This is a genomic window from Vreelandella nigrificans, assembly GCF_002374315.1.
GTDB lineage: Bacteria > Pseudomonadota > Gammaproteobacteria > Pseudomonadales > Halomonadaceae > Vreelandella > Vreelandella nigrificans.
In genome coordinates, this window is sequence record NZ_NWUX01000003.1 from 283,412 (window position 1) to 297,544 (window position 14,133).

Consider the following 14,133-nt stretch of genomic DNA (forward strand, 5'->3'; position numbering starts at 1 on the left):
GACCCGTTTTGTAGACTTCCCTGAGGCATCATGAGCGATTTTTCTCCCGGCCAGCGCTGGATTAGTGACGGCGAGGCTGAGCTTGGACTCGGCACCGTGCTTAACTGCGACGCCCGTAGCGTTACCATTTTGTTCAGTGCCAGCCAGGAAACCCGCACCTATAACACACGCCAGGCGCCATTAACCCGCGTGATGTTTGGTAGCGGGGACCGCGTGCTCTCAGCCGACGGCTGGCAGATGCTCGTTGATGACAGCAAAGAGTCTGGCGGTCTGATCACTTACATTGGCGAAGATAGCGAAGGAAATCTACGCGAGCTGCCAGAAGCGAAACTAGCCGACACGATGCAGTTCGACCAGGCCCGAGACCGCTTACTGACCGGCCAGGTAGACCGCAACGACTGGTTTGACCTACGCTTTCGCACCTTGCACCACTACCAGCGTATTGAGCAGCACAGCGCTTTAGGCTTTGCCGGCCCGCGTATCGACCTTATCCCTCACCAGCTATATATCGCCGACGAAGTGGCAGGACGCCACGCGCCACGGGTACTACTGGCGGATGAAGTCGGGCTGGGTAAAACCATTGAAGCAGGCCTGATCCTACACCGCCTGCTCCTCACTGGCCGGATAGAGCGGGCGCTAATACTGGTGCCGGATAGCTTAACCCACCAGTGGCTGGTCGAGCTTTTGCGCCGTTTCTCGCTCAACGTTAGCCTGCTGGATGAGCATCAAAGCCAAGCCCACGGCAGCGCTAACCCGTTTGAGAGCGCCCAGTTAGTACTGGCCAGCCAAGGCTGGCTGTTTGCCAATATCCACCGCCAAGACCAGGCGCTAGCCAGCCGCTTTGATCTGTTGATCGTGGATGAAGCCCACCATCTGGACTGGAGCAGCGAAGGCAGCGGCCCCGGCTATCAGTGTGTTGAACAGCTCGCCGCCGAAATTCCTGGCCTACTGCTGCTAACTGCCACACCGGAGCAGATGGGTGTTGAGAGCCACTTTGCTCGCCTACGCCTGCTGGATGCTGAGCGCTACCACGATATTGAGCGTTTCAAAGACGAAGAGCGCCACTACATTGCGGTGGCCAGTGCCATCGATGCCCTGGATGAGCTGCCTAACGCGGTGGAGGCACGCAGCCGCGTAGAAGTCGTCGCAGATGATCGCGATAGCCAAGCGTTGCTGGCAACCCTGTGTAACCAAGAGGCCAGTAGCGAGCAGCAGGACGCCGCACGCGCCCAGTTGCGCGACGCGCTACTCGATCGCCACGGTACAGGCCGAGTAATGTTCCGCAATAGTCGCCGTCATGTTGGTGGTTTCCCCGAGCGCCGCTTGCACCTTGAAGCGCTAGAAATGCCGTCAGCCTATCGCCGGGTGGTACGTCGCTTAGAACGCGATGAAGACTATCTCGACGAACTGCTGATCGAAACTGGCATAGATCACCCGGATGTACTGATCTACCCGGACGCGACGTACCGAGAGCTAAGCAACGACCCGCTTAACACCGAGTCCTGGTGGCATATCGACCCACGGGTGAACTGGCTGCTAGAGAAGCTCAGCGACGATAGCGAAAGCGGCTTCGCCAACGACAAAGTACTGATCATTGCCCACCATAGAGAAACCGCAGAAGGGCTTGCCGAAGGACTTCGTGTGCTGGGTGGCTACCATGCGCCTGTATTCCATGAAGGCCTATCGCTGGTTGAGCGTGACCGTGCCGCGGCGGCGTTTGCCGACGAAGAGGATGGCTGCCAAGTGCTGGTGTGCTCTGAAATCGGCTCAGAAGGGCGTAATTTCCAGTTCTGCCGCCACTTGGTGATGTTTGATATGCCCCAGCACCCTGACCAGCTGGAGCAGCGCATTGGCCGCTTAGACCGTATTGGCCAACGCCATGCCATAGAATTGCACGCGCCTACATTTACTGGTAGCCCCGGCGAGCGGCTGCTGCGCTGGTACCACGAAGGCATGGATGCGTTCAGTGCCCCCCATGGCATTGGTAGTGAGCTATTCGATGCCTTTGGCGACGCTTTGGCCGATGCCCTGCTCGACGATGAGATGCTTGATGAAATCATCGCCGAAACCCGGCAAATGTTTACCGCCAAGCTGGCCGAACGAGATGCCGGGCGCAACCGCCTACTGGAGCTAAATGCCTGTCGCCCTACACGCGCAAAGCAGGTAAGTGACGCAGTGCGCGAACTCGACGAAGATCCAGCACTACCGAAGTTTGTTGAGCGGGCACTGGATGTTTTTGGCGTTGATAGCCAGGAGATTGGCAACGGCCTACTCCACCTCCAGCCCAGCCAACACATGCTCGATGGCCTTCCTGGGTTAGTAAAAGGCGAAGAGGGCTTCTCTGCTACCTATAGTCGCGCCCAGGCACTGGCACGAGACGACATACAGCGGCTCTCCTGGGAGCACCCGCTGCTGCGTGAAATGATGGAGCGCATATTAGATGGCACCATGGGCAATACTGCCCTGGCGCTGCTACGCCATCCAGCGATTCCCAGCGGCCGACTAATGGCAGAGCTGGTATTCCGTACTCACTGCCCAGCACCTAAATCGCTGCACATTAACCGCTTCTTACCCCCCACAGCAATCCGCGTCCTGCTGGATGAGTCTGGTGCTAATCTAACCAGCAAAATCTCCTTCACTGGCCTGGGTAAAAACCTCCAGAAGGTCAATAAGTCACTGGCCCGTGACTTGATTAAAAGCCGTCACGATCAGCTGCGCGATCTGCTAACCCAGGGAGAAGGCGAAGCCGAGCGCGAGCTACCCAGCATTGTGGAGGCTGCTGAAAGCCGTATGCGCGCGCAATTGGACAGCGAACTCGCCCGCTTAACAGCATTGGCAGAGCACAACCCAGCGGTACGTGCCGAGGAGCTAGAGGCGTTAAAGCAAGAGCGCCAGGCATTGAGCGACGCTATCGAAAATACCCGTCTACGGCTGGACTCAGTGCGAGTAGTCATCACCGTCGACCCTAACGCCTAAAACGCGATATTCGGCTAAAGAATAGCGGCTAACGCCTTGTCGAGAGTTGGGTACTGAAAGGTAAACCCAGCCTCGACAAGCCGCGTGGGCCGCATATCTGCACCGGTTAGCAATAGCTGTGACATCTCCCCCAAGCCCGCTTTTAAGGCAAAAGCCGGTACGGGCAACACCGCGGGGCGATGCAACTGTTTGGCCAACACCTTGGTAAATTCCTCATTAGTCACCGGGTGCGGCGCACTACCGTTAAATGCACCTGATAACGACGACTCGTTGAGTAAAAACACAATCGCTGCTACCAGATCATCCCGATGTATCCAAGGCATAAACTGCTTACCATCCCCAAAGCGCCCACCTAGTCCCAACTTGAACGGTGGCAGCATTTTCTGTAACGAACCGCCACCCGCATCTAACACCAAGCCAGTACGCAGAAGCGCTAAACGAACACCCAGCGCCTCAACAGGCTTAGCGGCCGCCTCCCACTGCTCGCACAATCGGTGAGCAAACTCATCGTTTGGTGGGGTTTTTTCATCTACCACTTTATTGCCCTGGTCACCGTAATAGCCCATGGCAGAACCACTCACCATCACCTTGGGCAACGGTTGGCCATTAGCTTGTAGCTGCTCGCATAGCGCTACCAGCTGTACCGTGCTCTCCAGCCGTGAACGTATGAGCTCATTTTTCTGGTTGTCACTCCAGCGCTTGGCGGCTATCGACTCACCCGCTAAATTGACCAGCGCATCCGCTGGAGCATCAACAAACGCCTGAGCACTATCACGAATATCACAGGTAGCTGGTAGCCGATCCCGCACGCTGTGAGGCGTGCGGGAAACCACTTGAACCTGATGTCCTGATGCGATTAGTTGCTGGCATAGCCGCTGACCAACAAAGCCGCTGCCTCCTGTTATTAATACCCGCATGGTGTCGCTCCAGTAAATGAAAAGAAGTAGGTGCAGCCTAATGTAATATTGGTTGCATATGATTTTTATTGTACGATATTTATACACAAGTATTACAAAGACAAATATATTCAAAGCACATCGCAAGCTACAGCTCTTCTAGTACTAAGGGGATTTATGGACGCCACTCCTACTTCACACTCTCAGTTAACGCCTCGCCGCATGGCAGTTATTGGGGCCGGGATGTCTGGCTTGGCTTGTGCGCAGACGTTAGCCAAAGAGGGGGCTAGCGTCTCACTGTTTGATAAAGCACGCGGCCCCGGCGGCCGGATGTCTAGCAAGCGCCGCCCAACAGCAACTGTCGATTTAGGCGCCCAGGCATTCACTGTACGTGACAAGCGCTTCGCGCAAACCGTAAAGGAGTGGCAACAAGCAGGCTGTGTAGCTATTTGGCCCACCTGTTGTTATCAGGCTAGCTCAAGCGGTTGGCTAACGCACAATGACGGCCAAATACGCTATACAGGTGCCCCCCGTATGAGCGCCATTACCCGTCATATGGCTGAAACGCTTGCCTCGCTACCAAGCACCGCTCAGATATACGACACGGCGATAGTGGCCTTTGAAAAAACGTCGAGTGGTTGGCAGCTAATTGATCAAAACGGCGCTTCATACGGCCCCTTTGACGTAGTAGTAATTAGTGCGCCACCACCCCAAGCCCATGCGCTAGTCGCCAAATGGGATACCGATTTAGCGACTGCCTGCCAGGCTAGCCCACAGCACGGCTGCTGGGCAGGCTGGGCAATTTTTGCGACGCCGCTCCCCCCCATTGCTGACGTGATGCCCAATTGGCACAGCGTAGCAACGGCCCATGAGGTGCTACGTTTAGCTACACGAAACAGCACCAAGCCAGGACGCGAGCAGCAGCAGGAAAGCGTCAGCTTATTGGCTCAATTGACTTGGAGCGATGCACATATCGAACTCGACAACAATATTGCAGCTCAGCGGTTGCTCAGCGCTTTTACAGCGCTGTTTCCAGAAAACACGGCGTTGCCTGAGCTCATTGAGTGGGGTGCCCATCGTTGGCGATATGCTCAGCCCGCAGAAGTTGGGCAACAATCATACCTATACAGCCAGCAGGGCTTAGCACTATGTGGGGATAGCTTTCGTGGTAGTCGTGTTGAGGATGCCTGGCTCTCTGGTTTTGAGCTAGCAAACGCACTATTAGGCCAGTCGGTCCACCAATGTGAGTAGAACCAAGCTTTCAACAGGTACGGCCTAAAGGTTGTACCCAACAGCCACAAGTTGTACAAAGGTGCCTATAATAGCGTGTCTCTATCTATACGATTACTCGCTATCCAATTATTTGGCAGATATGTGGCAAAGCGCCGGTTAAGCGCTAACGCAGTGCTACAACAACTATTGACAGACCCCTGCAGCATTCCCTGTAGGCAACCAAGAGGCAATGGCGCCCATGAGCAATAAGGCGACCCACCCACCCGATACCCCGCTCTATCCGATTCGGGAAGTTTCCCGCTTGACGGGTGTGAATTCGGTCACCCTCCGTGCCTGGGAGCGACGCTATGGTTTAATCCGCCCACAACGTACCCCAAAGGGTCATCGACTTTATGCCCAAGACGATATCACCCGTATTGAGCGTATATTGCAGTGGCTCAACCGTGGAGTGCCCGTCAGCCAGGTAGTGGATTTACTCGATCAGCCTGAAACAGTAGAAACCCCCGCTCCCGAAGCAGGTGACTGGGCAAGTCAGCGCCAACAACTTCAAGCGGTGATTGAGTCAATCGATTTACCCAAGCTAGAGGCGTTGTACTACCAGAGTTTGGCACTGTATCCACTTAGCGTAGCTATCAACGAGCTATGGCAGCCCGTTATTTTGGCCCTGGAAGCAAAGTGGGCAAGCCAGCCTGATGATCTTGTGCGTCGCACTCTGGAAGCCTTCTTGCGCAGCCAAGTGGGGATACGGCTCCACTATGCCAACCAAGCTACTCGGGGGCCGCAGATTCTACTGAGCGCTATGCCCGACGACCCAGGACCACTATGGGTATTAATGTGTGCGCTGATGGCCAGTGAACAGGGCTACCGAGTGCAGCTACTTGACCACTCCCTGGCACTGACAGACCTTCCCCAAGCAGTGGCACGGCTACACTCATCCATGATACTGCTCTCTAGCGGCCAGCGGGAAAGCGATGACTACATTCGTCACGCTCTGCCTCAGGCAGCCCACTCACTCAATGTGCCAATTGGCGTATGCGGTGAAGTTGCTCGGTTAAGAGAAGGCGAGCTTCGTGATGGCCCCGTACACATGCTGGGCGATGACCTGCCTCAAGCAATTGCCCGGCTTCGCCCGCTGCTACGCGAATCCGGCGTGCTATAACTGACTGTTTTTAATCAGTATGATAGTTGCTGTCGCGTTAATCGCATGGCCGCTTGCCCACATAGGGCAGCGGCCAATTTTTTAGCCCTGAGCAGGAGTCGCTATGAACGTACAGCTTGTATGGTTGCGCAGTGATTTACGTACCCACGACAACTCGGCGCTCGCTGCTGCCGCAGCAAAGGGGCCGATTGTGGCAGTTTTTTTACGTAGTATTAAACAGTGGCAGGCCCACGGCCATGGCGCTAATAAAATCGACTTTTGGGCACGCGGTGTGGCGGCAATTAAAGCCTCTCTTGATGGTCTAAACATTCCTCTATTACACCGCGACATTGACACTTATGACGATGCCGCACAGGTGCTGCTGGACATTGCTCATGAGCATAAAGTTGACCAGCTTCACTTCAACCTTGAGTACCCACTTAACGAGCAGCGCCGCGATCAAGCCGTTCAGGAAGCGTTCAAGCAGCAAGGAATTAGCGTTCAGGGCTACCACGACGCAATTGCCTTCGCCCCCGGTAGTCTCTTAACAGGCAAAGGTGACTATTACGGTGTTTTCACACCATTTTCGAAAGCATGGCACAAGCAGATTACCGCCGATCAGCTGACGCTACGTGACACTCCTAAGGTGCAGTCCCCATTAGCGATCGAAAGCGATCCACTGCCCACTCTGCCAGCACTTGATGAAGAGCCAGTAGATGGTCGCCTGTGGCTAGCCAGCGAAAGTGCTGCCAGCGATAATTTAGAGCGCTTTTTACGTTTTCGAGGCCGCCACTACAAGGCCCAGCGCGACCTCCCTAAAGTACGCGGCACCAGCGAGTTATCACCCTACCTGGCACTGGGCATGATCTCCTACCGCCAATGCCTACAAGCTGTCATGAGCGAAAATGGTGGCCACTTGGCCGACGGAGATGCAGGACTTACCACCTGGGTGAACGAGCTTGTTTGGCGCGAATTTTATCAGCACGTAGTGGTGGGCTTTCCCCAGGTATGCCGTTACCAACCTTTTCAAGCGCATACCCAGCAGCTTAAGTGGCGCAATGACGATGAAGGCTTTAAAGCATGGTGTGAAGGACGAACTGGCTACCCGCTGGTAGATGCAGCCATGCGACAGTTGGTAGCCACGGGCTGGATGCATAACCGACTGCGCATGGTAACCGCGATGTTCTTGAGTAAGCACCTGCTGATCGACTGGCGCCGCGGCGAGGCATTTTTTATGCGCCACTTAGTCGATGGCGAGTTCTGTGCTAACAATGGCGGCTGGCAGTGGGCAGCTTCTACCGGCACCGATGCGGCACCCTACTTTCGTATTTTTAACCCTACCACTCAGTCCACGCGCTTTGACGCAGAGGGTGAGTTTATCGCCCATTGGCTGCCAGTGCTTGAAAGCTTGCCTGCCAAAGCGCGCCATGCGCCACCGCAGGATATGCTAAATCCAATTGATTACCCCGCGCCGATCGTTGATCACAAAACCGCTCGCCTGCGCGCTCTGGATGCCTTTAAAGCGCTTTCGAAATAGCAGTAGCAGCCAGCAACCTCATATTTCCTACGCTGCACAATACCCCAACCCAGTGCAGCGCAGGGAGAGCCCCATCTTACTTTGCTGTACTCCACCCTAGGTAAGGAGCGCGTGATGTCTAACGAGCAAGCCTTAGCGAACTTTTGTGCCTTCTTCAATAAGCTAGACAACACCTGTACAGAAAAGCTATACGAGGTATATACTGAAGAAGTAGTCTTCAGCGACCCACTGCACCATGTTGAAGGCCGCGAGGCGCTGGAGCGCTATTTCGCCACTATGTACGAAAATATTGAGCGCTGTCAGTTTACTTATCACACGCAGCAACAGCAGGCTAATCAAGCATTTGTGACGTGGACAATGGTGTTTATCCACCCTCGCTTAGCCCGTGGCCAGCCAATTCGCGTAGAGGGGTGTAGCGCGTTAACGTTTGCTGATGATGGTCGAGTATTACGCCATCGTGACTACTTCGACGCTGGAGCGATGCTATATGAACATCTACCACTAATAGGTCGAGCCATACGCTGGTTAAAGCATCGCCTTAGTTAATTATCCCTTTGCTTGAGTGCACGCATCTTCTGTGCAGGCAGGGGCACCTGGAGAGGCACAATGAGCACATGGAAAACGCCCCAACGTATTTGGCTAACAGGTGCCACCTCCGGCATAGGTGAGGCGCTTGCAAAAAAGCTCATTGCCCAGGGCCATCAGGTAGTACTAAGTGCGCGTAACCAGGAGGCGCTAAACACTCTTTGCGAAGGCCATGCCAAGGCTTACCCACTACCGCTCGATATAGGCGATCGCCAAGCAGTGCTTGCTGCTGGAGAGCAAATTCAACAGTGGGTAGGTGCACTGGATATCGCGCTATTTAACGCTGGTACCTGCGAATATCTCGATGCGCAGCACTTTGATATGGCGCTGGTGGAGCGTGTGTTCACACCTAATCTATTTGGCGTACTGTACTGCGTTGAAGCCGCCCTGCCGCTATTACGCACGGCACGCAAAGAGGGTAAACCTGCCCGCTTGGCTGCCACTTCCAGTGCGTCAGCCTATTTACCGCTACCCCGCGCAGAAGCCTATGGTGCTTCAAAAGCGGCGATTAGCTATTTTTTTGAATCCCTTCGCCTAGATCTGGACCACGAAGGTATCGATGTCAGTTTGATCCACCCAGGTTTCGTTAAAACGCCGCTAACTGATCGCAACGATTTCCCGATGCCCATGCAGGTATCCGCCGACGCAGCAGCTGATGCGATTATTACAGGCTTGGTCAAAGGGCGGCTGGATATTCATTTTCCTCGCCGCTTTACCTATATCGTTAAATGTTTGGGCATTTTACCCCCCGTAATACGGCACTACATCGGTCTACGTATGACACGACGCCAAGAGGAACAACAATGAGCGGCACAGCATCGCAGCGTATTGCTATTATTGGCAGTGGTGTCAGCGGCATGGCAGCTGGCTGGTATTTGTCTGCCCAGCATGAAGTAACCCTGTTTGAAGCAGGCGCGCGGTTAGGCGGCCACACCGCCACCATGGATGTTGAGGTAGGAGGCAAACAATACGCCATCGACACCGGTTTTATCGTCTTTAATGACTGGACCTACCCTCACTTTCAGCACCTGCTGGAAACGCTCGGCGTGCCCAGCCAAGCCACTGAAATGAGCTTCTCGGTGCATGAAACTGATGTCGATTTTGAGTATAACGGCAACACACTGACATCACTGTTTGCTCAGCGTCGCAATCTGTTCCGCCCCTCGTTTTACCGCTTATTGAGCGACATTTTACGTTTTAATAAACAGGCCACCGCCGACTTAGAGAATCATCGACTGCCGAGAGAGATGACTCTAGGCGAGTACCTTGACCTGGAAGGCTACAGTGAAACCTTTCAACGCCGTTACCTACTGCCCATGGGAGCAGCAATCTGGTCGGCAAGTATTGGCGACCTACGCGCCTTTCCACTGACCTTTTTTGTGCGCTTTTTCCGCAATCATGGCCTGCTTTCGGTAAATAACCGCCCTCAGTGGTATACCTTGGTAGGCGGTTCGAAGTGCTACATTCCCAGCCTTACTGCCCCTTACGCCGCGCGCATTCACTTAAATACACCGGTGACCAGCATAAGCCGTTCCGATACGGGCGTTTGGGTCACCACCGCGCAAGGCACCCAACACTTTGACCAAGTAGTACTGGCCTGCCACGCCGACCAAGCACTCACCCTGCTAGGTGACCCGACAGCGGCAGAGCAAGATATTCTCGGTGCCATGCCCTACCAGGATAATGAAGTCGTGCTGCATACCGACACGGCACTGCTGCCACGGCGACAGCGCGCATGGGCAAGCTGGAACTACCGGCTGGATGGCCGTGAGGCAGAGGAGCGCGTTTCGGTCACCTACAACATGAACATCCTGCAACGCTTGGAGAGTGAAACCACCTTTTGCGTCACGCTGAATGACTCCACAAGCATCGACCCCGCAAAGGTATTGGGGCGCTATACCTACGCCCATCCTCAATTCACCTTAGCAGGTCAGGCAGCCCAGCAGCGCCACGCAGAAATATCTTCGGTCACCAGGCGCACCCACTTCTGCGGTGCTTACTGGCGCAATGGCTTTCACGAAGACGGTGTATGGAGTGCACTGCGGGTCGCCCAAGCATTAGGCTGCGATGAAGCGGCCACTCCGCCAGCCCCCCCCAGCGCACTCCCCGCCTATGAACTGATGCCTAACGCTAGCGCTGGGGAGGGATTGGGATGATCGCCGCACCCCGCTCGCGCATTTATCGCGGCACACTGCGCCATCGCCGCTTCACACCCAAAATACACGCCTTTAGCTACCAAGTATGGATGGCATGGCTAGACCTGGACGAGCTGCCTACGCTATTTGACGGCGTTTTTGGGTTTAGCGCACGCGGCCCTGCGCTAGCACGCTTTCGCCGCGAAGACTATTTAGGCCCCATTGACCGTCCCCTACACATTGCCGTTCGCGAAGAGCTAACCCGCCAGCTAGGCAGTGCGCCGGAGGGGCGCGTTTGTGTTCTTACTCAGCTACGCACCCTAGGCAGGGTATTTAACCCTATCTCGGTTTATTACGCCTACGACAATGCGGGCAGGCTTGCAGCGGTGCTCGGTGAAGTAACCAACATGCCCTGGCGGGAGCGAACCTGCTATGCCTGCAACGTCGAATCTGCGCGGCACAGCCACCAAGCCAGTTTTCTCAAAGCAATGCATGTATCGCCATTTAACCCAATGGAAATGGCCTACCGCTGGAAGTTTAACTGCCCCGGCGAGCAGCTTTACCTGCACATGGAAAATTGGCAAGACGGAGAGCGTCATTTTGATGCCACTCTGACATTAGAAGCTGCGCCAGCTACCCGCAGAGTGCTACTCACTACGCTGGCACGGCAGCCCTTGATGAGTATAAAAACAGTGGCGGGTATCCATTTTGAAGCGTTACGCCTGTGGCTTAAGCGCGTCCCCGTTTATAACCACCCGAAGCGCAAGGAGACTTCAAAATGACGACCCTGCGTACCACGCCCCCTAGCAGCCAGCCTCTATGCCAGGACCGCTTTACACGCTGGCTTAAGCCACGCTTAATGGCTCAGTTGGATGCTTTTCGCGGTGGCCGCATCACCCTGATTGAGGGCAGCCAGTGCCACCATCTTGGTCAGGCAGGACCGCTTCAAGTTACGGTGATTATCCGCCACTCCCGTGCTTGGAAACGGCTAGCTTTTGGCGGCACGGTGGGCGCTGCAGAATCGTATATGGATGGTGATTGGGATACTGATGATTTGGTCACATTGGTGCGCCTGTTTGCGACAAACCTGGAGCAAGTAAACGGCAAAATGGAAAACGGTAGTGCACGCATTGCGCGCTGGTTACTGGGTCTTGCCTACCGCTTTCAGCGCAATAGCATCACTGGTTCGAAGCGCAATATTTCGGCCCACTACGATATTGGCAACGACCTGTTCGCTACATTTTTAGACCAACGCCACTGGATGTACTCCAGCGCCGTCTTTCCCTACCCGGAAGCAAGCCTAGAAGAGGCTTCTACTTACAAGCTCGACATCATGCTCGAGAAGCTTGATGTCCGGCCAGAGCACCACCTGCTCGAGATTGGCACAGGATGGGGTGGACTGGCTATCCATGCGGCAAAAACTCGCGGCTGCAAGGTAACGACGACAACGATTTCTGAAGAGCAGCACGCCCATACGGCTCGGCGCATTAAGGAAGAGGGCCTGGAAGAGCAAATCACGCTTCTCAAACAGGATTATAGAGCGTTGGAGGGGCGTTACGATCGACTGATCTCGATAGAGATGATCGAAGCAGTCGGCCACCAATACCTCAATACCTACCTCGAAAAAGTTGACAGTTTGCTGACTGTAGATGGTCAAGCCATGCTGCAAGCGATCACTATTCGCGACCAGCGCTTTGACGAAGCCAAGCGGGAGATGGACTTTATTAAGCGCTATATTTTTCCAGGTGGCTTTCTGCCTTCGCATCACGCCATGTTAGCTAGCGTAACGCGTAAAACATCACTTAATGTGGTGGCACTAGACGAGATTGGTCAGCACTATGCTCGCACCCTGCGGGAGTGGCGCCACCGCTTTGAAGCCAACCTGGATAAAGTGCGCCAGCAGGGCTACGACGAACGCTTCATTCGCATGTGGCGCTACTATCTATGCTACTGCGAGGGAGGCTTTATTGAACGCTCCATTGGCACATGCCACTTGCTATTGGCAAAACCGAATGCAAAGCCAGTACCCCTCACAGGCGCACTGTAAGTGGCCACACAGCACTGGCGCGAAATATTATTTAACGCGTTACGCTTTGAGGCGGGCTGGCTTTTGTGTGTGTTAGGTGGCTCTTGGGTAGCGGCTTTCGCTGGCACGGGGCTATTGGGCTGGCATATTTGGCGCTGTGCCAAGCCTGGCGAATGGCGCTTTATCGGTGTGTTTGCTGTGCTGGGGCTGGCTATTGATGGCGGGCTACATTTGGTGGGCGGCTTTGACTTTGGTGGGCATGCGTTAGCAGTGGGTTTGCTGCCACTATGGCTATGGATGCTGTGGCCCCTATTCGCCACGTTGGTGTTTCATTCACTCGCCTGGTTATGGCGTTACCCGCTGATTGCCGCAGCCTGCGGCGCGGTCAGTGGGCCGCTCTCCTACCTGGGTGGCGCTGCGCTTGCCGACGTGGGCCTTGCCCCTTGGTTACTGCCTACCCAGGCTGCTATTTGGGCAGTACTATGTTTTGGGATTAGCCGCTATGCAATGCGTCTCAAGCGCACGGCTAGCCTGTCTATCCGTTAACCTGCCTGGCCGTTAATATTTATTTATTCGCCTACTGTTATCCATGTGCGCCAGCCACCAATGACAGTGGTGCCCAACGCTTCTCCAGCTCATCAGCAGGCAGTGGACGTGCAAAATAAAAGCCCTGCACCAAGGTACATCCAGCCTTTACTAAAAACTCGCACTGCTCTCGGGTCTCTACCCCTTCGGCGATTACTTGAAGCCCCATTCCAGCAGCCATAGCGAGCACCGCCTTAACAATAGCCGCATCGGCTTGGTCGTTAGGTAGTTCACGAATAAATGCGCGATCCAACTTAATTTTGTCCACTGGCAGGCGCTTCAAGTAGCCCAGCGACGAATAACCAGTGCCAAAGTCATCAATGGCGATGGCATAGCCCATCTCCTTTAAGGCCTGTAGCCGCGGCCCCATATCCCCAGCACGCTCATCGAGCAGCACAGACTCGGTAAGCTCTAAGCCAATTTGGGTGGGCCGCAGCCGATAGCGTTCTAAGCAGGTGGCAAGCTGGGTTTCCAAGTCACCTTGAAAGAGCTGCAGGGCCGAAATATTGATCCACACCGTTACCTTCGGCATACCGCTATTTTGCCAATGCGCCTGCTGGGCGCAGGCTTTTTCAATCACCCAGCTACCGAGTTCAGCCATCAAACCATGACGTTCGGCTAGAGGGATAAAGTCTCCAGGTGAAATCATCCCATCTTTGGGATGTTGCCAACGCAACAGCGCCTCCATCCCAACTAAAGCCCCAGTCCCCGGATGGTGCTGGGTCTGATAGTGAAGCTCCAACTGATCGCCCGAAATGAGTGCGGCTCGCAGATCGCTGACGAGGGCAAGTTGAGGGTTATCCTGCTTATCCAGCGCCGGGCGAAACCGTTGGCTATGATTACGCCCTAACCGTTTAGCGCTATATAAGGCAGACTCCAAGCGCTGAAACAACACGCCTGAGTCACGGCCATCCTCAGGAGCCCGGCAAGTTCCAAACGTTAGCCCTAAACGTAGAGAATGGTCATTAATCTCAAACGGACGGCACATATGATCGCGCAGGTTAGCCACCCATTGCTCGTGA

General features: G+C 54.8%; 12 protein-coding genes. 10 read left to right on the forward strand and 2 right to left on the reverse strand.

Features of this window, described 5'->3' with window-relative positions; genetic code table 11:
- Positions 1-30: 30 nt before the first annotated feature.
- Positions 31-2,976, forward strand: a complete 2,946-nt coding sequence (rapA, locus tag CPA45_RS06735) for an RNA polymerase-associated protein RapA (RefSeq protein WP_096650801.1) — start codon at positions 31-33, stop codon at positions 2,974-2,976.
- Between the two features lie 14 nt (positions 2,977-2,990).
- Here rapA and CPA45_RS06740 read toward each other — a convergent pair whose 3' ends face one another.
- A complete protein-coding gene (locus tag CPA45_RS06740) occupies positions 2,991-3,893 on the reverse strand; it encodes a TIGR01777 family oxidoreductase (RefSeq protein WP_096650802.1) in 903 nt (300 codons plus the stop codon).
- A 156-nt stretch (positions 3,894-4,049) separates the two neighbouring features.
- Between CPA45_RS06740 and CPA45_RS06745 the strand changes: the two genes are divergently transcribed.
- The 9 genes from CPA45_RS06745 to CPA45_RS06785 all read left to right on the forward strand — a co-directional run bounded on the left by CPA45_RS06745 (position 4,050) and on the right by CPA45_RS06785 (position 13,072).
- On the forward strand, positions 4,050-5,123 hold the full coding sequence (locus CPA45_RS06745) for an NAD(P)/FAD-dependent oxidoreductase (RefSeq protein WP_244287542.1): 1,074 nt from the start codon (positions 4,050-4,052) through the stop codon (positions 5,121-5,123).
- A 220-nt stretch (positions 5,124-5,343) separates the two neighbouring features.
- Entirely contained in the window at positions 5,344-6,264 is a 921-nt protein-coding gene (locus CPA45_RS06750) for a MerR family transcriptional regulator (RefSeq protein WP_208858461.1), read from the forward strand.
- 103 nt (positions 6,265-6,367) lie between these two features.
- Positions 6,368-7,780: a deoxyribodipyrimidine photo-lyase gene (gene phrB / locus CPA45_RS06755; RefSeq protein WP_096650804.1), complete on the forward strand. Its 1,413-nt coding sequence runs from the start codon at positions 6,368-6,370 to the stop codon at positions 7,778-7,780.
- Between the two features lie 114 nt (positions 7,781-7,894).
- Complete coding sequence (locus tag CPA45_RS06760; protein ID WP_096650805.1) at positions 7,895-8,326, forward strand: nuclear transport factor 2 family protein; 432 nt, start codon at positions 7,895-7,897, stop codon at positions 8,324-8,326.
- A gap of 60 nt (positions 8,327-8,386) precedes the next feature.
- A complete protein-coding gene (locus tag CPA45_RS06765; RefSeq protein ID WP_096650806.1) occupies positions 8,387-9,172 on the forward strand; it encodes an SDR family NAD(P)-dependent oxidoreductase in 786 nt (261 codons plus the stop codon).
- Positions 9,169-10,521 (forward strand): NAD(P)/FAD-dependent oxidoreductase, encoded by a 1,353-nt coding sequence (locus CPA45_RS06770; protein ID WP_096650807.1) that lies wholly within the window; start codon positions 9,169-9,171, stop codon positions 10,519-10,521. The genes CPA45_RS06765 and CPA45_RS06770 overlap by 4 nt, the downstream gene beginning before the upstream one ends.
- Complete coding sequence (locus CPA45_RS06775; RefSeq protein WP_096650808.1) at positions 10,518-11,282, forward strand: DUF1365 domain-containing protein; 765 nt, start codon at positions 10,518-10,520, stop codon at positions 11,280-11,282. The genes CPA45_RS06770 and CPA45_RS06775 overlap by 4 nt, the downstream gene beginning before the upstream one ends.
- Positions 11,279-12,547: an SAM-dependent methyltransferase gene (locus CPA45_RS06780; RefSeq protein WP_096650809.1), complete on the forward strand. Its 1,269-nt coding sequence runs from the start codon at positions 11,279-11,281 to the stop codon at positions 12,545-12,547. Before CPA45_RS06775 ends, CPA45_RS06780 begins: the two co-directional genes overlap by 4 nt.
- Positions 12,548-13,072, forward strand: coding sequence for a DUF2878 domain-containing protein (locus CPA45_RS06785; RefSeq protein WP_096650810.1), 525 nt, complete (start codon positions 12,548-12,550; stop codon positions 13,070-13,072). It begins immediately after the preceding gene.
- Positions 13,073-13,109: 37 nt separating this feature from the next.
- Here the strand turns inward: CPA45_RS06785 and CPA45_RS06790 are convergent.
- On the reverse strand, positions 13,110-14,133 hold a 1,024-nt coding region (locus CPA45_RS06790), incomplete at its 5' end, for a putative bifunctional diguanylate cyclase/phosphodiesterase (protein ID WP_133066777.1).

What these genes read in the sequence shown, in the direction of transcription:
- CPA45_RS06775 (WP_096650808.1), top strand. Translation starts at nt 10,518, where the DNA reads ATGATCGCCGCACCCCGCTCGCGCATTTATCGCGGCACACTGCGCCAT.
- CPA45_RS06770 (WP_096650807.1), top strand. Translation starts at nt 9,169, where the DNA reads ATGAGCGGCACAGCATCGCAGCGTATTGCTATTATTGGCAGTGGTGTC.
- CPA45_RS06780 (WP_096650809.1), top strand. Translation starts at nt 11,279, where the DNA reads ATGACGACCCTGCGTACCACGCCCCCTAGCAGCCAGCCTCTATGCCAG.
- CPA45_RS06765 (WP_096650806.1), top strand. Translation starts at nt 8,387, where the DNA reads ATGAGCACATGGAAAACGCCCCAACGTATTTGGCTAACAGGTGCCACC.
- CPA45_RS06740 (WP_096650802.1), bottom strand. Translation starts at nt 3,893, where the DNA reads ATGCGGGTATTAATAACAGGAGGCAGCGGCTTTGTTGGTCAGCGGCTA.
- CPA45_RS06745 (WP_244287542.1), top strand. Translation starts at nt 4,050, where the DNA reads ATGGACGCCACTCCTACTTCACACTCTCAGTTAACGCCTCGCCGCATG.
- rapA (WP_096650801.1), top strand. Translation starts at nt 31, where the DNA reads ATGAGCGATTTTTCTCCCGGCCAGCGCTGGATTAGTGACGGCGAGGCT.
- CPA45_RS06750 (WP_208858461.1), top strand. Translation starts at nt 5,344, where the DNA reads ATGAGCAATAAGGCGACCCACCCACCCGATACCCCGCTCTATCCGATT.
- CPA45_RS06760 (WP_096650805.1), top strand. Translation starts at nt 7,895, where the DNA reads ATGTCTAACGAGCAAGCCTTAGCGAACTTTTGTGCCTTCTTCAATAAG.
- phrB (WP_096650804.1), top strand. Translation starts at nt 6,368, where the DNA reads ATGAACGTACAGCTTGTATGGTTGCGCAGTGATTTACGTACCCACGAC.